The organism is Spirillospora sp. NPDC052269 (genome assembly GCF_040679435.1).
Lineage (GTDB): Bacteria > Actinomycetota > Actinomycetes > Streptosporangiales > Streptosporangiaceae > Spirillospora.
Genome location: NZ_JBFAUU010000005.1, coordinates 491,931 through 508,273 on the forward strand (window position 1 = coordinate 491,931; position 16,343 = coordinate 508,273).

The 16,343-nt window shown below is 68.1% G+C and carries 20 protein-coding genes and 1 rRNA gene; 16 read left to right on the top strand and 5 right to left on the bottom strand.

The features are described from left to right. Positions 1–424: 424 nt before the first annotated feature. Complete coding sequence (locus AB0L06_RS13725) at positions 425–883, bottom strand: hypothetical protein (protein ID WP_500231288.1); 459 nt, start codon at positions 881–883, stop codon at positions 425–427. Positions 884–1,145: 262 nt separating this feature from the next. Continuing rightward, positions 1,146–2,066 carry an AAA family ATPase gene (locus AB0L06_RS13730; RefSeq protein WP_500231289.1) on the bottom strand — a complete coding sequence of 307 codons (921 nt, stop codon included), beginning with the start codon at positions 2,064–2,066 and terminating at the stop codon, positions 1,146–1,148. A gap of 265 nt (positions 2,067–2,331) precedes the next feature. On the opposite strand from AB0L06_RS13730, the gene AB0L06_RS13735 reads away from it, so the two are divergent. Next, entirely contained in the window at positions 2,332–2,457 is a 126-nt protein-coding gene (locus tag AB0L06_RS13735) for a hypothetical protein (protein ID WP_500231290.1), read from the top strand. A gap of 433 nt (positions 2,458–2,890) precedes the next feature. Beyond that, a complete protein-coding gene (locus AB0L06_RS13740) occupies positions 2,891–3,115 on the top strand; it encodes a hypothetical protein (protein ID WP_500231291.1) in 225 nt (74 codons plus the stop codon). Here AB0L06_RS13740 and AB0L06_RS13745 read toward each other — a convergent pair. The 3 genes from AB0L06_RS13745 to AB0L06_RS13755 form a co-directional block, all read right to left on the bottom strand. After that, positions 3,110–3,673 carry a guanylate kinase gene (locus tag AB0L06_RS13745; protein WP_500231292.1) on the bottom strand — a complete coding sequence of 188 codons (564 nt, stop codon included), beginning with the start codon at positions 3,671–3,673 and terminating at the stop codon, positions 3,110–3,112. The genes AB0L06_RS13740 and AB0L06_RS13745 overlap by 6 nt on opposite strands. After that, positions 3,670–4,710 (bottom strand): P-loop nucleotide/nucleoside kinase family protein, encoded by a 1,041-nt coding sequence (locus tag AB0L06_RS13750; RefSeq protein WP_500231293.1) that lies wholly within the window; start codon positions 4,708–4,710, stop codon positions 3,670–3,672. Before AB0L06_RS13750 ends, AB0L06_RS13745 begins: the two co-directional genes overlap by 4 nt. A gap of 272 nt (positions 4,711–4,982) precedes the next feature. Continuing rightward, a complete protein-coding gene (locus tag AB0L06_RS13755) occupies positions 4,983–5,375 on the bottom strand; it encodes a GntR family transcriptional regulator (RefSeq protein WP_500231294.1) in 393 nt (130 codons plus the stop codon). A gap of 136 nt (positions 5,376–5,511) precedes the next feature. On the opposite strand from AB0L06_RS13755, the gene AB0L06_RS13760 reads away from it, so the two are divergent. The 14 genes from AB0L06_RS13760 to AB0L06_RS13825 all read left to right on the top strand — a co-directional run. Then, positions 5,512–5,862, top strand: a complete 351-nt coding sequence (locus AB0L06_RS13760) for an SCO3933 family regulatory protein (RefSeq protein ID WP_500231295.1) — start codon at positions 5,512–5,514, stop codon at positions 5,860–5,862. Positions 5,863–5,879: 17 nt separating this feature from the next. Continuing rightward, positions 5,880–7,244: an FtsK/SpoIIIE domain-containing protein gene (locus AB0L06_RS13765; protein WP_500231296.1), complete on the top strand. Its 1,365-nt coding sequence runs from the start codon at positions 5,880–5,882 to the stop codon at positions 7,242–7,244. A 95-nt stretch (positions 7,245–7,339) separates the two neighbouring features. Beyond that, entirely contained in the window at positions 7,340–7,579 is a 240-nt protein-coding gene (locus AB0L06_RS13770) for a hypothetical protein (protein WP_500231297.1), read from the top strand. Next, complete coding sequence (locus AB0L06_RS13775; protein ID WP_500231298.1) at positions 7,579–8,280, top strand: DUF2637 domain-containing protein; 702 nt, start codon at positions 7,579–7,581, stop codon at positions 8,278–8,280. The genes AB0L06_RS13770 and AB0L06_RS13775 overlap by 1 nt, the downstream gene beginning before the upstream one ends. Before the next feature lie 19 nt (positions 8,281–8,299). Then, positions 8,300–8,671: a hypothetical protein gene (locus tag AB0L06_RS13780; protein ID WP_500231299.1), complete on the top strand. Its 372-nt coding sequence runs from the start codon at positions 8,300–8,302 to the stop codon at positions 8,669–8,671. Then, positions 8,671–8,961: a hypothetical protein gene (locus tag AB0L06_RS13785; protein ID WP_500231300.1), complete on the top strand. Its 291-nt coding sequence runs from the start codon at positions 8,671–8,673 to the stop codon at positions 8,959–8,961. The genes AB0L06_RS13780 and AB0L06_RS13785 overlap by 1 nt, the downstream gene beginning before the upstream one ends. Before the next feature lie 33 nt (positions 8,962–8,994). Further along, positions 8,995–9,150: a hypothetical protein gene (locus tag AB0L06_RS13790; RefSeq protein ID WP_500231301.1), complete on the top strand. Its 156-nt coding sequence runs from the start codon at positions 8,995–8,997 to the stop codon at positions 9,148–9,150. A gap of 82 nt (positions 9,151–9,232) precedes the next feature. Further along, positions 9,233–10,639: a replication initiator gene (locus AB0L06_RS13795; protein ID WP_500231302.1), complete on the top strand. Its 1,407-nt coding sequence runs from the start codon at positions 9,233–9,235 to the stop codon at positions 10,637–10,639. Next, entirely contained in the window at positions 10,636–10,821 is a 186-nt protein-coding gene (locus tag AB0L06_RS13800; protein WP_500231303.1) for a helix-turn-helix transcriptional regulator, read from the top strand. Before AB0L06_RS13795 ends, AB0L06_RS13800 begins: the two co-directional genes overlap by 4 nt. Beyond that, entirely contained in the window at positions 10,821–12,410 is a 1,590-nt protein-coding gene (locus AB0L06_RS13805; protein WP_500231304.1) for a tyrosine-type recombinase/integrase, read from the top strand. The genes AB0L06_RS13800 and AB0L06_RS13805 overlap by 1 nt, the downstream gene beginning before the upstream one ends. Before the next feature lie 175 nt (positions 12,411–12,585). Continuing rightward, the gene (gene groL / locus AB0L06_RS13810) at positions 12,586–14,211 is read left to right on the top strand and encodes a chaperonin GroEL (protein WP_500231305.1); all 1,626 of its coding nucleotides are present in this window, start codon (positions 12,586–12,588) and stop codon (positions 14,209–14,211) included. A 186-nt stretch (positions 14,212–14,397) separates the two neighbouring features. Then, positions 14,398–15,015, top strand: a complete 618-nt coding sequence (locus AB0L06_RS13815; RefSeq protein WP_500231306.1) for a phospholipid scramblase-related protein — start codon at positions 14,398–14,400, stop codon at positions 15,013–15,015. A 130-nt stretch (positions 15,016–15,145) separates the two neighbouring features. After that, a complete protein-coding gene (locus tag AB0L06_RS13820; protein ID WP_500231307.1) occupies positions 15,146–15,502 on the top strand; it encodes a hypothetical protein in 357 nt (118 codons plus the stop codon). 749 nt (positions 15,503–16,251) lie between these two features. Beyond that, positions 16,252–16,343, top strand: a 16S ribosomal RNA gene (locus tag AB0L06_RS13825); the annotation flags it as partial.

The following is a 16,343-nucleotide window of genomic DNA, read 5'->3' on the forward strand; positions in this document are numbered from 1 at the left end:
CTGGTACTTGAGGGCAGGTGATTCTCCATGCTGTTCGCATCGAAATTGCCTCGTAGTGGGGCCCTTTCCTCTGAAGGTGTTCGCCTGGCGACGCGTATCGGTGACCGTGGCGAACGACGCCTTACCCAAGCTGTGCCGTGTCGAGCTAGCTCAGTAGCTTAATTTTCGGCGTCGAGGCTCGCTCGCCACTTGGATCACCTTCCCGCCCAGGCGTCGATGGCCCTTTTCCTACTACGCCTGTCCGCTCGCGTCGGCCTCATTTGGGCGCCGAGGGTGCGCGTGATACTCGAGGGCGAGTCGACCCGAAGTGCCGGGCCGGCTACGGCCCGGGCATAGGAAACGGCGCGGCGTAATCGCCTCCAACCTATACGTTGCTAAGCCAGCCACGGCGATCGTATTTAAGCTCCACTCCACCATTGGGTGTTCATATTCGCTCGAAGTCGATCCGTGCCAGATCGATGAGGTTCATGCGGCTAGGGCGCAGAAACGAAGTGACTGACTGCTGGCCTGGCCCTTGCCGGACGACGGTGTGAACCTCACCGGCGAGGGAGCGGGCTGCATCGCTGACCTCGACAGAGCAGATCAACTGAACGGCCCGGAGTCTGATCCATAGTTGGTCGAGTGTCGACTCGGCACGTTCTGTCGTCGTGTCGTCGTCTACTCCGCGCTGATGCATGCTGATAGCCAGGCGTTCTGCCTCTTGCGCTGTTTGTATGAAGTCAATGAGTCGAGCGAGCTGCTCGCTCCTCCTGCCCTCGCTTATCGAGGCGACGTGCCGTCGAGAAGCCGCGCGCTCCACGCTTCGTTGCGTGATCATCGACAGACCGCCACCGAGCACGACACCGGCGAGTGATGTTGCCGTCACCAAGATCGTGTTGTCCATTCAAGAGCCTCCTGCGGACTCGAACGGGCAAGCCCACCGTTCGCCGATCCCGGACCTGTTGCAGGGGTGTTTCCTGCTGATGAGCCATTTGTACCGGTTCAAGGTTGCTTGGAGGAGCGAGGCCGGACGGCCTCGCCGGGATCGGCCGGAACAGGCCGCACGCCCGGCGCGGACGATCCGGCCTGGCGGACCGCTCGCGGGCCGCCCTTGAAGACGTAGAGAAAGTTCTCATCCTGCGTGATCGGCACGGCTGTCACGCTGGTTACGGCGTGAGCTTGCGGAGGGCTGCGCGGGTTTGGTCGGCGAGGCTGACGGCTGCGCCGTGTCGGTTGTCGATCGTGGTGGTGATGCCGGGTGGAGGGTCCGTCTGGAGGGTGCTGGTGTATTCGTCCCAGTGGTTGAGTTTCCAGGTGTCGCGTGGGGCGTCTCGGGTTTCGATGTAGTCGTGCATGGTGTCGTTGTCGCTGTTGATCCAGATGGCGGCGACGTCTACGCCTCGGGCCTTGCATCGGTGGGTGAGGCGGTCGAGCCATCCGGGGGTGTGGAGCTCGGTGGCGAATGGGGCTGAGATGATCATTGAGATGTTCGCGTCGATGTTGGCGTAGGCGGTGTTCATCAGGCACCGGTACTCGTGGGGGCGGATCTCGGTCCGGTAGAGGGTGGTGTGGCGGTCGTGCGGGTCGCCGCCGAGGGAGATCAGTAGGCGTTCGGTCATGCGGCGGGTCATGCCGTCCTTGTCCAGGACGGCCCAGCCGGTCAGGTCGGACAGGAAGCGGGCGAACTCGGTTTTGCCTGATCCGGCGTAGCCGCCGACCAGGACCAGGAGCGGGGCCGCGGTGGCGGTGGTGACGCGGCGGGTGTGTAGGGCGCTGGCTATGCGGGCCTTGAGGGCTTCGGCCTCGGGGAAGAACGGCGACAGGTCGACCGGTGGGGTTGGGGTCTTGCCTCGGGCGTGGGCTGCCTTGGCTTCGACGACGGAGAGCGGGACGTCACTGGCGCGGGCTATGTAGGGCAGCCAGTCATCTGGGATGCGCTCGCCTCGTTCCCAGCGGGACACCTCATGCCGGGTGAGGGTGGCTTTCCCCGAGAGGGCGCACAGTAGGTCGGCCTGTTGGCGCTGGCTCCGGTCGCCGCGTAGGCGTGCGAGGTACTGGCCGAAGTCGCGTTGGCGCTGCGTGGGCATCGCGGACCTCCCGCGCTCAAGTCTGGCCCCCACCTGGCCCCCTGTCAGGCTCCTCCGTGGAAGTCGAGTGCGCGGAATGCTTCGTGGCGTTCCAGTCCAGCGAACGAATCCGTCCTCCTGGGGACGAGTTCGGCATTCTTCGTGAGGTCTCGTCATGGCTCCTAACCAGCGTCCCGACGATGTGGCTCTGGCTCAGCTCCGAATCGACTTCCCCGGTCATCGCATTTGGCGCTCCGCGCGCTCGGATGGGCGGCTGGGTGACTGGGTGGCATCCCTGCACGACCCGGCCGAGGGGATCGACCCCACAGTGATCTGTTCCGACTCGTCCGCGCTGCGCTCCGCCTTGACGGAGGAGAAGCGGCAGGCCGAGGTGCGGAACGAGGACCGGTGATGGCGCCCGACCCCCGGGGCGGCTCGTCACCGGAGGGGGCCGCTGGCTGGGCGGCCCCTGCGGGAGGGGAAGGGAAGGCGGCGCGGCCGGCGGGGGTACCCCCTGCCTCGTCGGCTGCGCCGTCTTCCGAATCGTTCGGCGAGCGGTGGCGGACGCGGTGGGCCTGCCGCCGTCTGGATCGGCTCGCGCGGGATCTGGGACGGCTCGGCTGGGCGTCCGCTCCGCGGTACTCGAACTCGCCGCCGGAGCTGCTCGTCCGTGCCTCGATCACGTCGTCGGTCGGCGACACGGTGAGCGTCGTTCGAGGTGAGCGGATGTGGTGGTACCGGTCGAGTACGGGGGCGTGGTTGGGGCCTTGCTATGCGCCGTGGCGTGCGGCCGAGACGGTTAGCGAACTGCTGCGGTCCTGGGGCATCAGGCCGGGGATCGGCTGATGGTCGGCGTCCTGGACGAACGGCAGGTGGCGGTCGCGCTCAAGCGTGAGTTCGGGTGCGTGGTGTCGGCCTGGTACGGGCAGGCGACAGGCAATTGGTGGGCGCTCGTGCGCGTCCATTGGGGATCGCGGCTGGTGGAGGCGTCTACGCCTCGGCAACTGCGCGAAGCGGTGGTGCGGGCTGACGTCTGGCCCTGGCCGCCTGCTGGTCGTCGCGTGTCATGACGGATCCGCGCCGAGGGCGGCTTGGCTAATGCGCTTGGCCGCCTCGGCGGGGTCTGTCTCGTGGGTGCGAACGGTGAGGTCGAATCTGACGGCCTCGCCGTTCGTGCGCCAGTCGGCCTCAGCTTCGTCCCATGCGACGAGTCGGCTGGTGGTGTCTGTGTCGCCGCGGTGCTGTGAGCGGTCGGCCGTCACCTCGCGTGGAGCCCATAGGCGGACGCGCGTCCATATGAGCGGGACGGCTGAGCTGAGGGTGTTCACGCCGGGGATGTCGCCGACGTGGACAACGGGGATGCGTCCGGCGTCGGTGAGGGCGTCGATGTCTTGGCGGTCTACGGCGTAGCGGTTGCCGTAGCGCTCGGTCTCCAAGGCAAGGCGGCCTGCTGCTCGGAGGGCGTCCAGTTCGATGGTGGGCACGTAGCGGTAGCCAGCGCTGCGGCCTGTCCCGACCTTGAGCTTGGTCAGCAGGACAAAGCGCCCGTCCAGCCGGGACAGTTCGGCCGTGATCGTGTCCTTGCCGCTGGCCGGGGGGCCGTAGAGGATGACGCCGCGCCTGGTCACGCCAGGATCTTACGCAGCGCCTCCCGTGTCTGGTCGGCGGTGCTGATCGCGGCCCCCAAGCGGTTGTCGATCGTGAGGTGGACGCTGGGCGGGCTGCTCTGGGTGTTCAGGCCGTCGGCGTACTGGTCCCAGTTGGTCAGCTTCCAGCCGTCGCGTGGGGCGTCGCGGAACTCGATGTACTCGCGCATCGAGTCGGCGTCACACCGGACCCAGATCGCCGCGACGTCCACGCCCTTCGCACGGCATCGGTTCGTGAGGCGACTCAGCCAAGCCTCGTCGTTGAGTTCCGCAATGAACGGGGCCGCGAGGATCGTGGAGATTCCGCAGTCGATGTTGTCGTTTGCGGTGTCCATGAGGCATTTGTATTCGAGGGGCCTCACGTGATCCAGATAGAGGTTCGTGTGGCGGTCGTGAGGATCGCCGCCCATGCTCTCCAAGAGACGTTCGGTAAGACGTCGGGTGAGTGAGTCCTTGTCCAGGAATGCCCAGCCTGAGATGTCGCCCAGGAAGCGGGCGAATTCGGTCTTTCCTGATCCCGCGTAACCGCCGACCAGGACGAGAACGGGCTTGTTCAAGCCGTCCGTGAGGGCCCGCCCGCGCCATGCGGTGACGACGCGGTTTTTCAGAACGTCGCCCGCCTCCGAGTCGCGGTTCTGGGTGGCGTCGGTGACCTGGTCCAAGCCCTTGGTGATGGTGGACGCGGCCTCTTCGGTGGCGGCCGGTTTGGTCGCCGGACTGGGGACGGGGACAGCGGCTGTCTCGGTCATGCTCTCGCCGGGGAGCGGGAGGCGAAAGCCAAGGTCAGGCTCGGTCGAGCGGTACATGAGGCAGTACGCGCGCCGGTAGTGCGGGCCGGGATAGACGGTGCCGTTCTCGTGCCGCCACAGGGTCTGGAAGTCGCCCCCGATGTGGAGGCCGTGGCTCTCGCCCACGCGTCTGAGCTGATCGCCCGCCGCCTCCAGGCTGAGTCCGTGGCTCTCGCGTCGCTCGCGCAGGCGCTCGGGCTGCCATCCGGGACGGGGCTTGGTCGCGACCATGGTTCCACCCTTTCCGATCACTACAGAAAGTGGAGCATTCCGGGCGTCTAAATGACCTGCGCGAGGCTTGTGAAAGCGGCTGTATAAACCGCTGTTAAGAATCCTGGCGAACTATCCGTGATGGGAATCACTCGCCTTCTCCGATGGAATTTCGTCTACCGAACGACAGCACGGACGAACCATGAGGGGGCGGTTCCCGGTGACGGCGAACGGCGGGCGGGGTCAGACTCCGGAAGAACGTCTGGAACTGATCCTAGAAGAGCTGGACGAGATCATTTGTCGGGTTGATCAGATCGCGGCTGCGCTGGGTACACCGCCGCTTCGAGTCGGCCGACACGCTCGCCGAGGTCCCGGACGGCCGTCAGAACCTCCGAAAGCTGCTTCATGAGCTGGCCGTCGCCGGTCGACCCGCCGAGGACGCCGGGAGTGTCGGCCTCGCTCGCGTCCCGGACGAACACGCCCTTGCCCTGCTGGCCGACCACCCGCCCCTCGGTGCGGAGGACGCCGATCGCGGACTTCACCACGCCGGTGGACGACTCGTACCGCTTCACCAGCTCGGCGATCGAGGGGAGCGCGTCGCCGGGGGTCAAGGTCCCGTCGCTGATCTGTTTCCGCAGGTCATCGGCGATCTGGAGGTATCCAGGCCGCCCGGTCTTCTTGACCATCGTCCGCCTTCCGTAGGGGCTCGCCTCCCAGTTCAGCACAGCTCGTCGACCAAGTGAACAAGGAAGTCCTTGACAACTTGGTCGACCAAGCCGACTATGTTGTCTACATAGTCACTCGATCACAGGAGGTCACATCATGCGGAACATCCCCGTCGACACCACGGCCCTGACGTTCGTCTGCGTCTCGCCGCCCCGTCCCAAGCTCGTCTCGCAGGAGACCGGAGAGATCAAGGTCGACAAGGAGGGCAACACCGTCTTCACGGTCGGCCTGTCCGCCGCCGACGCGATGGGGCGCGTCGAGCTCATCAACGTGTCCGTCTCCCACGACCCGGACCTGACGATCGGACAGGTCGTCCAGCCCGTCGGCCTGATCGGGATGGCCTGGGAGCAGAACACCGGCGGTCGCCAGCGGTGGGGGATCGCCTACCGCGCCAAGCAGCTCACCGCCGTCACACCTGCCGTCGCCGCTGTCGCTGACGCGGCCTGAGAAAGGACCGTCCCGAGATGGCGAACGTCATCCTCGCCCTGGTGGGCCTGGCCGCTGCTGCGGTGGCGGCCGGGCTCTGGGCCTGGCGCAAGTTCCACCCGGTGTCGTGGTGGTACGTCGTCCAGTTCCCCGGCCGCGCGGTGCTGGCCTACCTGACGTGGCATCACGTCGCGTCCGGCTGCTCGCTCACCAGGGGCCGGCGGCGGTGGCGGCTCACCCTCGACGCGCTTCCGGTCGTCGGACAGGCGGCCAAGAGCGCGGCGACGGTCGTCCAGTACCGGCGTCGGATGCGGCGGGTCGATGTCGAGAAGGCGCCGCGTATCGGGCTCCTGCGGCCCACTCGGCTCGGCTGGCGTGTGCGTGTCCGGCTCGCGGACGGTCAGGTTCCCGCGGACTACGAGAAGGCCGCCGAGGGAATCGCGCACGCCTGGCGCGTCCACTCGGTTCGGGTCGTGGACGTCCGGCCTGGGCGGGTGACGCTGTGGGCGACCATGCGTGACCCGCTGACCGAGGTGACGGTGTCGCCCGAGACCGGCGAACTGCTCAAGGTCCGTCCGGGCAAGCTGGAGAACGGCGACGACTGGGTCATGGACTTCCGGACCATGCCGCACCACCTCAACGCCGGGGCGACGCAGTCAGGCAAGTCCACGCTCATGAACGCGATGATCAAGGGCCTCGCCCCTCAGCGGGTCGCCCTGGTCGGGTTCGACCTCAAGGGCGGTGTGGAGCTCACGCCCTACGCCCCGCGGCTGTCCGCGCTGGCCACGACGCGTCGCGAGTCGGTCGTCCTGCTGGAGGATCTGGTGGTCGAACTGGAAGACCGGATGGCGCTGTGCCGGGCCCACGGCGCGCGCAACGTCTGGAAGCTGCCGGAGGACCTGCGGCCGGTGCCCATCGTCGTCTTGGTGGATGAGGTCGCAGAGCTGTTCCTGATGGCGGACAAGAGCGAGAAGGACGAGATCGCCAAGACCGGCACGGCGCTGCTGCGCATCGCCCAGCTCGGCCGAGCATTCGCGGTCTACCTGGTGATCTGCGGTCAGCGCATCGGCTCCGACCTCGGGCCCGGTGTCACCGCGCTCCGTGCCCAGCTCTCCGGCCGCATCTGCCACCGCGTCAACGATCCTGAGACCGCAAACATGACGCTCGGCGACATGGACCCTGCCGCCCTGGACGCGGCCCGCGCCATCCCCGCCGAGACTCCCGGCGTCTGCATCGTCGCCGGTTCGGATGGCTCCTGGTACCGGGCCCGCTCGGTCTACGTCAGCGAGGAAGACGCCGAAGCCGCCGCCCGCGAATACGCCCACCTCGCTCCCACCTGGGACGACCTGATCGGCTCGTCCGCCCCGCCCGCATCCGGCCGGGCCTGGCCCATGGCCGCATAACCCGCCGCCGCTCCTGCTCCTTCAGCTCGGCGTGAGCCCTGATCACGCCAAGTCCCTACCCGACCCATGCCTGAACCGCCTTGGAGGTACCCGCCATGAACGCGCGCATCATCCCGTTCCCGCGTCGCCCGCGTTCCGTCCCTGTCGCCGTCTCGCTGGTCTCGGTCGGCTGGGATCCCGCTCGACTGCTCCACGTCGCCCGCTGCTCCCGGTGCGCCGACGCGTTCACCGCCCTCGGCCTGGCCGACGCGGACGACTGGGCCGACACCCACACCTGCGACGCCGAATTGGCCGCGCTGCTCACCGAGGTCGTCACCGCCGGACGGGCCGCCTGATGGGACGTCCTCGCGCGGTGCTCGCCGACTCCGGGCCGGTGCTGGTCCTGGCCCTCATCGCGGCGGCGGGCTCGTTCACCCACATCCGCGAAACCGCCAACCAGCACGGACAGCACGGACCGATGGCCTGGGCCGTCGCGGTCTGCATCGACCTGACGTGCGTCATGGCCGCCCGCGAACGTCAGCGCGACCGGCGAACCGGCCGACGCTCCGGCGGTGCCTCGGTGTCTTGGCCCGCGCTCGTCCTGGTCGGCGGCATCCTGCTCTCGCTCGCCGCCAACCTCGCACAGGCCGAACTCTCGGCCTGGGGCTGGATCGTCGCCGCCATTCCGGCCGGTGCGTTCCTGGTCGCCGTCTCCATGCTCGAACGCCGCAGCGAGATGCGCCGCACGACGGCGACCGGCCCGGATGCCGACGCCCTGATCGTCCCGCCGTCCTTCGGCAACCCGGACGCCCTGCCGGACGCTCCTGCCGCTCCGGCTCCGTCCCACCCGGAGATCACCGCTCCGGCTCGTCCTGAGCCCGCTCCACCCGACGAACTCGCCTCCCCGCCCGCGCCGCTGGTCGCCTTCGCCCGCCGCGTCGCCGACGAACACCACGCCCGCCACGGACACCCGATCACCGCCGATGCCCTGCGCGCCCGCCTGGGCGTCTCCGACCAACTCGCCCACGACCTGCTCGGCCACCTGGCCGCCGCCTGAGCCCAAGGGAGAACGCACCATGACCGACTTCATCCGCCCGTCCCAGCTCTTCGACCGCCTCAAGTTCGTCATGGGCCTCCGCGCCTTGGCGACCTTCCTGGAGGAGAACCCCGGCGTCCCGATTCCGAGGGCGAGCCGCGACCTGATCGTCTTCACCAACTCGGACGACTGCGAGTTCTGCCAGCGCGCCGAGATCGACCGGATCGCCTCCCTTCTCAACGTCACCACGGACGACGGCACCGCTAAGGGCGGCCACTACACCGCGATCAAGCGCTTCGGGCCGCTCGCCTACAAGGCGGTGTTCATCCCGGGGGAGTGCCGTTGTGCCTCCCGGACGCTCTCGGCCAACAACGATGCGGTGCGCGCATTCGAGACCGGACGGGCCGCCTGATGCACGACACCGCGGAACCGATGCCGAGGTTCTGGTACCGCTGCCGGACCTGCCGCCACTCCCGCGCCTCCGACTGGCCGGACCTGCCCTCCGACCTGGACGGAACATCCTGCACCTCGTGCGGCTCGGAAGAGATCACGCTCTTCGCGATCGCCACCCGCGCAGCTATCCGGTTGCCCCGTCCGCTGATCCCGCCGCCCATCCGCTACCGCTGCGCTGACTGCGGCTCCGGCGGCCTGACCAGCGAAGGCGACACCTGCCCCGCCTGCCGCGGCGCGGGCTTCCTCTAGACCGTCCCGCCCGTCCGGAAAGGACTCCGGCCCATGTTCTTCCGCCGCCTCGGATTCGCCGCCTTCTGGATCGTCCTCATCCTTTTCATGATCAACAACCCGGCCGTCGCCGCCCACACCACCAAGGGCATCTTCGCCCTCCTCGGACACATCGCCGAGGGCCTGGCCCGCTTCGCGACCGCCTTCTAGCCCACATCGTCACGCACCACCTCACGCCGGGGCCGACCGCGCCCGGTCCCGGCAACCACCACGGACAGGAGGACCGCCGACCATGTCAGACTCACCCGCCGCGCCGCTGGTCACCCCGCTCGCCGCGTCCTCCCTCTCCGCCTGCCTCGACCGCCCCGACTACCCGCGCCTCGCCGCCCGACTCCGCCGCCTCAATGGATGCGCCCAACCGATCCACCTGCGCGGCCACGTCGAACACCGCGACCCGCTCACCGGCGAACAACTCCACCGCTACACCACCGCCACCGAACCCGGTGGCGTCCTCCGAGTCGCCTGCAAGACCCGCCGCGCCTCCCGCTGCCCCGCCTGCGCCGAGACCTACCGGGCCGACACCTACCAACTCATCCGCGCGGGCCTGGTCGGCGGCAAGGGCGTCCCCAACTCGGTGACCTCGCACCCCGCCGCGTTCGTCACCCTCACCGCCCCGTCCTTCGGAACCGTCCACACCCGCCGCGAGAAGAACGACCACGTTCAGCCGTGCACCCCCCGCCGTAACGCCGGAACCTGCCCACACGGCCGCCGCCAGTCCTGCACCACGCGCCACACCACCGACGACGCCCGACTCGGCGAACCGCTGTGCCCCGACTGCTACGACTACGCGGGCTCGGTCCTGTTCAACGCCCTCGCCCCGGAACTGTGGCGCCGCTTCACCCTCGCCCTCCGCCGCCGCGTCGCCAAAGCCGCGGGACTCACCCTCACCGAACTGACCGCCGCCGCAACCCTCTCCTTCGCCAAGGTCGCCGAATACCAACGCCGAGGCATCGTCCACTTCCACGCCGTCATCCGCCTCGACGGCCCAGACGGCCCGACCTCACCGCCCCCGCCCTGGGCCACCTACAACGCCCTCGCCACCGCCATCACCCAAGCCGTCCCCGCCGTCACGGTCACCACCCCAAACGCCCCCGGCGTCCCATCCCGCCGCCTCACCTGGGGCACCCAATTCGACATCCGCCCCATCTCCAACACCGGAGACCTCACCGACCAGGCCGTTGCGGGCTACATCGCCAAGTACGCCACCAAGGCCGCCGAATGCGTCGGCACCCTCGACCGCCGCATCAACCAGGCCGACAACCTCAACGCCCTGCCGGTCACACCCCACGCCCGCCGTCTGATCGCCGAATGCCTCCGCCTCGGTGCTTTCGAAGACCTGGCCGGCCTTCGCCTGACCGAGTGGGCCCACATGCTCGGCTTCCGCGGCCACTTCTCCACCAAGAGTCGCCGCTACTCCACCACCCTCGGCGCCCTTCGCCAGGCACGCATCACCCACAACCAGCAACAACACGAAGTCACCACCGGCCGCCTCCCCCTCACCGCAGAAGACCAGGTGCTCGTCATCGCGCATTGGTCCTACGCCGGATGCGGCCTAACCCCCGGCGAATCCCTGCTCACAGCCGTGCTGAGTGGTCGCCCGCTCCGCCAACCGTCCGCCAACGAGGGGAGCAATCCATGACAGATCTGATGACGCTCGAACAGCTCCTCGCCGAGCTGGGCGGGGTCTCGCGGAACACGTTCTACCGCTGGCGTCAGCTTGGCAAAGGGCCGCGCTCGCTGCGCCTGCCCAACGGGCAGCTTCGATTCCGTCGCCAGGACGTTCGTGCCTGGCTGGAAGCCCTCTCGGAGGACGCGGCCTGATGAAGTCGTTCAAGGTCCGCTTCTGGGCCATCAAGATCGCGAAGAACCGGCGGCGACCGTACGGCGTGCGCTGGGTGGTGGAGAACGAGGAGAAGTCCGAGTGGTTCGTCACGCGGGCACTCGCCGACAGCTACCGCTCAGAGTTGATGCAGGCTGCGCGCCGGGGGGAGGCATTCGACACCGAGACCGGCCTGCCGGAATCGAAGCTGAAGGCCCGTGAGTCGGGCACCTGGTACGAGCACACGCGGAAGTTCGTCGCGATGCGCTGGAAGGGAAGCCCCGGCAAGACCCGATCCACGATCGGTGACTGCTTGGCCGTCGCGACGGCGGCCCTTGTGAAGGATCGGAAGGGCGCTCCGGATCCGGCCATCCTGCACCGGGCCTTGGCGACGTGGGCATTCAACATGACCCGAACGGAGACCAAGACGCCCCCGGACGAGATAGCTGCGGCGCTCGCATGGCTGGAGAAGAAGTCCGTCCAGCTCTCAACGGTGGGGGAGCCTGCCCCGCTGCGCACCGCCCTGGACGCGCTGACGCGCTGCCTCGACGGACGGGAGGCCAAGCCCTCCACTGTGGGACGGCGCTACTCCGTCCTCCGGTCATGCCTCGACTACGCCGTCGAGCGGGAGGTCTTCGATCGCAACCCGTTGGAGGGGCTGCGCTGGAAGCGTCCGGAGCACACGACGGTCGTCGACCCTCGCTCGGTGCCCAACCCCGATCAGGTCCGGGCCCTCCTCGCCTCCATCCCGGTCGTCGCTCCCCGCGTCGGCGATCACCTTCAGACCTTCTTCGCCTGCCTCTACTTCGCGGGCCTGCGTCCGTCCGAGGCAGTGAACCTTCACCGTGAGGACTGTGAACTTCCCCCGAAGGGCTGGGGAAGGCTTCTCCTCGCCAGCTCAAGCCCCGCATCCGGCCGCGACTGGACCGACAGCGGGGAGCTTCACGAAGAGCGCTCCCTCAAGCACCGTGCCGAGGGCGTGACACGCCCAGTCCCCATTCCTCCGGAACTGGTTGGGCTCCTGCTTCGGCACATCGCCCGGTACGGGCTGGCCGAAGATGGTCGGCTCTTCCGCAGCGGACGGGGCAACCGTCTCGCCCCGGTGAGCTACGAGGGCGTGTGGAAACGGGCACGGGCCAAGATCCTCCCGGTCCACCAGCTCGATGGGCCGCTGGCCTCTCGGCCGTACGACCTGCGCCACGCCTGCCTGTCACTGTGGCTGAGCAGCGGCATCGACCCGACGGAGGTCGCGGAACGGGCCGGTCACTCCGTCGAGATGCTGATGAGGACATACGCTCACTGCATCGAGGGAAGAGAAGCCGAGGTGAACCGGCGGATCGAGGCAGCGCTCGGGTCCCCCGCCGCCCCCGACGCGGAACATGCGGAACAGACGCCCCCGGCACCCCACTCCTCCCGTGCTCGTGTTCCGCGAGCGTTCCGGGACTACCGACAGACCCTGGGGCACCGTGGGTCACGGTCGCACCCGTCGCGGACCAGTGAGGACGGCGCTTCCGCTGATGAGAGCGCGGATCCCGAGATCACGCGAACGAATCCCCGGGACGTGTTCGGACGCTTGCACTCGAGGGGGTAGAGTGCTAAACCAAATGTTGGCACTCTGCTGTGGAGAGTGACAGCTCCACAGTCTGGGTCGGGGCGATGAGGCCCCTCGACCGGCGGCGGAATGGTAGTCGTCGGCTGGGGTCGTCCGTCGCGGGCATCGGCTCGATCCGTCTATGGCCACCCTGTTCCGGGAGGACTTGGAGCCTATGGCTGCAAAGATGATCGCGTTCGACGAGGAGGCCCGGCGCGGCCTCGAGCGCGGCATGAACCAGCTCGCTGATGCCGTGAAGGTGACCCTTGGTCCCAAGGGCCGCAACGTCGTGCTGGAGAAGAAGTGGGGCGCCCCCACGATCACCAACGACGGTGTGTCCATCGCCAAGGAGATCGAGCTCGAGGACGCCTGGGAGAAGATCGGCGCCGAGCTCGTCAAGGAAGTAGCCAAGAAGACCGACGACGTCGCGGGTGACGGCACCACCACCGCGACCGTCCTGGCTCAGGCCCTCGTTCGCGAGGGTCTGCGCAACGTCGCCGCCGGCGCCAACCCGATGTCCCTCAAGAAGGGCATCGAGGCGGCCGTCGAGCGGGTCAGCGAGGAGCTCTCCAAGCTGGCCAAGGACGTCGAGACCAAGGAGCAGATCGCCTCCACGGCCTCCATCTCCGCGGGTGACACCCAGATCGGCGAGATGATCGCCGAGGCGATGGACAAGGTCGGCAAGGAAGGTGTCATCACCGTCGAGGAGAGCAACACCTTCGGGCTCGAGCTCGAGCTCACCGAGGGTATGCGCTTCGACAAGGGCTACATCTCGCCGTACTTCGTCACCGACCCCGAGCGGATGGAAGCGGTCCTCGACGACCCGTACATCCTGATCGTTCAGGGCAAGGCGTCGGCCAACAAGGACCTGCTGCCCGTCCTCGAGGGCGTCATGCAGTCCGGCAAGCCGCTGCTGATCATCGCCGAGGACGTCGAGGGCGAGGCCCTGGCCACCCTGGTCGTCAACAAGATCCGCGGGATCTTCAAGTCCGTGGCCGTCAAGGCCCCGGGCTTCGGCGACCGCCGCAAGGCGATGCTCGGCGACATCGCCATCCTGACCGGCGGCCAGGTGATCTCCGAGGACGTCGGCCTCAAGCTGGAGAACACCAGCCTCGACATGCTGGGCCGCGCCCGCAAGGTCGTGGTGGCCAAGGACGAGACCACGATCGTGGACGGCGCCGGTGACGCCAACGAGATCGCGGGCCGGGTCAACGAGATCCGTACCGAGATCGAGCGCACCGACTCCGACTACGACCGCGAGAAGCTCCAGGAGCGCCTCGCCAAGCTGGCCGGCGGCGTCGCCGTCATCAAGGCCGGCGCGGCGACCGAGGTCGAGCTGAAGGAGCGCAAGCACCGCATCGAGGACGCCGTTCGCAACGCGAAGGCGGCCGTCGAGGAGGGCATCGTCCCCGGCGGTGGCGTGGCGCTGCTCCAGGCCGGCAACAAGGCGTTCGACAAGCTCGAGCTGCCCGGCGACGAGGCCACTGGCGCCAACATCGTCCGGCGCGCGCTGGAGGAGCCGCTCAAGCAGATCGCGGTCAACGCCGGTCTCGAGGGCGGCGTCGTGGTGGAGAAGGTCCGCAACCTGACCCCGGGTGAGGGCCTCAACGCCGCGACCGGCGAGTACGTCAACATGTTCGACGCCGGCATTCTCGACCCGGCCAAGGTGACGCGTTCCGCTCTGCAGAACGCGGCGTCCATCGCGGCGCTGTTCCTCACCACCGAGGCCGTCATCGCCGAGAAGCCGGAGAAGAACCCGGCCCCGGCCATGCCGGGTGGCGACGGCGGCATGGACTTCTGATCCGACCTCGGAAGTCCGGGCGCCGGCACCGCTGACGCCTGAACGCCTGGAGGGGCGGTCCCGTTTCGACGGGGCCGCCCCTTCCGCGTTCCCAGGTCCCGCCTTCGGTCCGATGACCTGGCCGGACGGCTGGATCCCGGTTCACCGGGGTTCCTTGTCAGCGTCCGTCTTGACAGGATCGGCGACGTGACCGAACTCTTCAATCTCCCCAGCATGCGGGTCGAACAGCCGCGCAAGGTCGTGCAGACCCAGACGCGGTACAACGTGGTGGACGACCAGGGCACCCTGCTCGCCTACGTCACCGACCAGCAGGTCCGGAGCCGCCGCGAGGCGGTCCGCGCGGCCCTCCCGCAGAACGTCCGGAGCACCCACGCCACCCTCGTCCTGACGGACGCCGCGGAGGTCCCCCGCTTCGTCATCGACAAGGTGGACGCCTGGAACACCCACGTCCACCTGGCCGTCCCCGGCGAGGAGGGCGAGGCCGTGATGCGCGGCGACCGCCTCGGGACCGTCCGCGCCAACTCCACCCGCCGCCAGTACTTCCTGCTCGACGCCGACGAGAACGAACTGGCCCAGGCGGTCGGGGACCTGCGACTGCGCACCTTCCCCGTCACCGACAACGCCCGCCGCCGGTTCGCCGGCATCAACAAGAAGTGGGCGGGCCTGCGCGCCGAGCTGTTCACCACGGCCGACCGCTACGCCGTCGACTTCACCGAGGAGGTGGCCGAGCCCCTGCGCGTCCTGGTCGTCGTCACGGCGATCGTGCTGGACCTGATGGCCTACGAGTCCAAGGAACTCGTCTGACCGCGGACTGACGTCCGTCCGGCGCCGAAGCCGCGCCCGGGCAACCGCCGGGGGAGCAGTCCCCGATGGTGTCGCCCGAGACGGCACGCGCGGGGTTCCCTCCGGACGCGGCAGCGGGTACGTTCCGCTTGTGCGGGTCGTGCCAGAACGGTCGAACAGCCAGTGGCTGTCACCGGCCGTGCCGACCATCGCCAACTGCGTCCTGGCCGCGCTCTGGGGGTTCTCCGCGTTCGGCGGCTGGAGCGACGACGCGTTCTGCGGCTCAGGGGCCGCCCACGAGACCGACTGCGGCGACGCGGTCCTCCGCTACGCCTGGCTCTCCGCCTCACCCGCCTTCGTCGGGGCCGGGATCGGCCTCACGTCATGGCTCCTCCCGAGCGTCCGGCGCCGGCCCGCCCGTCTGAACCGGAACCTGACCGTCGCGATCGGCTTCTGGGTCTTCGCCGAGGCCGTCATGTTCGTCGGCGGCTTCCTGACGAAGCACTGACGCACCACACCGCACCCGTCCTCAGAGCCGCCGGACGGACGCTTCCCGACGAAAACGACATCCCGGAATAACGCTCGTCCACACCGGCGTTGGATCCGATGGCGGGCCCGAGATGTCCGCCTTCTCATCGGATAAGCCCAGCTAGAGGACGTCGGCGCCGCCGGCGGCCGAGCCTCCCCGGCGACGCGCCGGAGAAGTTCCGCCAGCCGGTTTGACGCGGGCCCCCTCTGGGCATACTGTTCTCTTCGCCCCGAGGAGTTGCGGGACGCCGAACGGCGGCCGGGCCGAGGGGGAAACCACCTGACACCAAGCGGTAGCGGCTTCGCCGTACCCGCCGTCGGATGGTTCACCGGAAATGCTCGATTTTGCGAATCGGTGCGGATCTGGTGAAATAGAAGTGCTGCAGGGAACGGCCGCGAAAGTGGACGGGAACTGCAGAATCGGGATCGGCCGGAAATTGACAAGCCGGGCGGAACTGATAAAGTAAATGAGTCGCCACGGAGCGAAAGCCGCAGAGAATGCGGACGGAGCGCGTGGGTGTCCGTTTCTTGAGAACTCAACAGCGTGTTAAAAGCCAGTGCCTTTATCGATCAGGCAGATTTGTCTGATCGCCCCGTGCACTTGGACCTCGGTTCGGGTGCAGGGATTTCTTTGAGGCAAGCAATCTTGTGGATTGTTTTGCTGGGATCTTCGGATCCTCTTTCAGGTTTGGCGGGTTCGGGTTCGCCCCCGGGCTTGTCGTATGAACCTTGATGGAGAGTTTGATCCTGGCTCAGGACGAACGCTGGCGGCGTGCTTAACACATGCAAGTCGAGCGGAAAGGCCCCTTCGGGGGTACTCG

Excerpts from the sequence above, each read along its gene's own strand:
- AB0L06_RS13775 (WP_500231298.1), top strand. The coding sequence starts at position 7,579 with ATGGGACGTCCTCGCGCGGTGCTCGCCGACTCCGGGCCGGTGCTGGTC.
- AB0L06_RS13765 (WP_500231296.1), top strand. The coding sequence starts at position 5,880 with ATGGCGAACGTCATCCTCGCCCTGGTGGGCCTGGCCGCTGCTGCGGTG.
- AB0L06_RS13740 (WP_500231291.1), top strand. The coding sequence starts at position 2,891 with ATGGTCGGCGTCCTGGACGAACGGCAGGTGGCGGTCGCGCTCAAGCGT.
- AB0L06_RS13750 (WP_500231293.1), bottom strand. The coding sequence starts at position 4,710 with ATGGTCGCGACCAAGCCCCGTCCCGGATGGCAGCCCGAGCGCCTGCGC.
- AB0L06_RS13725 (WP_500231288.1), bottom strand. The coding sequence starts at position 883 with ATGGACAACACGATCTTGGTGACGGCAACATCACTCGCCGGTGTCGTG.
- AB0L06_RS13790 (WP_500231301.1), top strand. The coding sequence starts at position 8,995 with ATGTTCTTCCGCCGCCTCGGATTCGCCGCCTTCTGGATCGTCCTCATC.
- AB0L06_RS13780 (WP_500231299.1), top strand. The coding sequence starts at position 8,300 with ATGACCGACTTCATCCGCCCGTCCCAGCTCTTCGACCGCCTCAAGTTC.
- AB0L06_RS13730 (WP_500231289.1), bottom strand. The coding sequence starts at position 2,066 with ATGCCCACGCAGCGCCAACGCGACTTCGGCCAGTACCTCGCACGCCTA.
- AB0L06_RS13800 (WP_500231303.1), top strand. The coding sequence starts at position 10,636 with ATGACAGATCTGATGACGCTCGAACAGCTCCTCGCCGAGCTGGGCGGG.
- AB0L06_RS13805 (WP_500231304.1), top strand. The coding sequence starts at position 10,821 with ATGAAGTCGTTCAAGGTCCGCTTCTGGGCCATCAAGATCGCGAAGAAC.
- AB0L06_RS13760 (WP_500231295.1), top strand. The coding sequence starts at position 5,512 with ATGCGGAACATCCCCGTCGACACCACGGCCCTGACGTTCGTCTGCGTC.
- AB0L06_RS13795 (WP_500231302.1), top strand. The coding sequence starts at position 9,233 with ATGTCAGACTCACCCGCCGCGCCGCTGGTCACCCCGCTCGCCGCGTCC.
- AB0L06_RS13770 (WP_500231297.1), top strand. The coding sequence starts at position 7,340 with ATGAACGCGCGCATCATCCCGTTCCCGCGTCGCCCGCGTTCCGTCCCT.
- AB0L06_RS13755 (WP_500231294.1), bottom strand. The coding sequence starts at position 5,375 with ATGGTCAAGAAGACCGGGCGGCCTGGATACCTCCAGATCGCCGATGAC.
- groL (WP_500231305.1), top strand. The coding sequence starts at position 12,586 with ATGGCTGCAAAGATGATCGCGTTCGACGAGGAGGCCCGGCGCGGCCTC.
- AB0L06_RS13785 (WP_500231300.1), top strand. The coding sequence starts at position 8,671 with ATGCACGACACCGCGGAACCGATGCCGAGGTTCTGGTACCGCTGCCGG.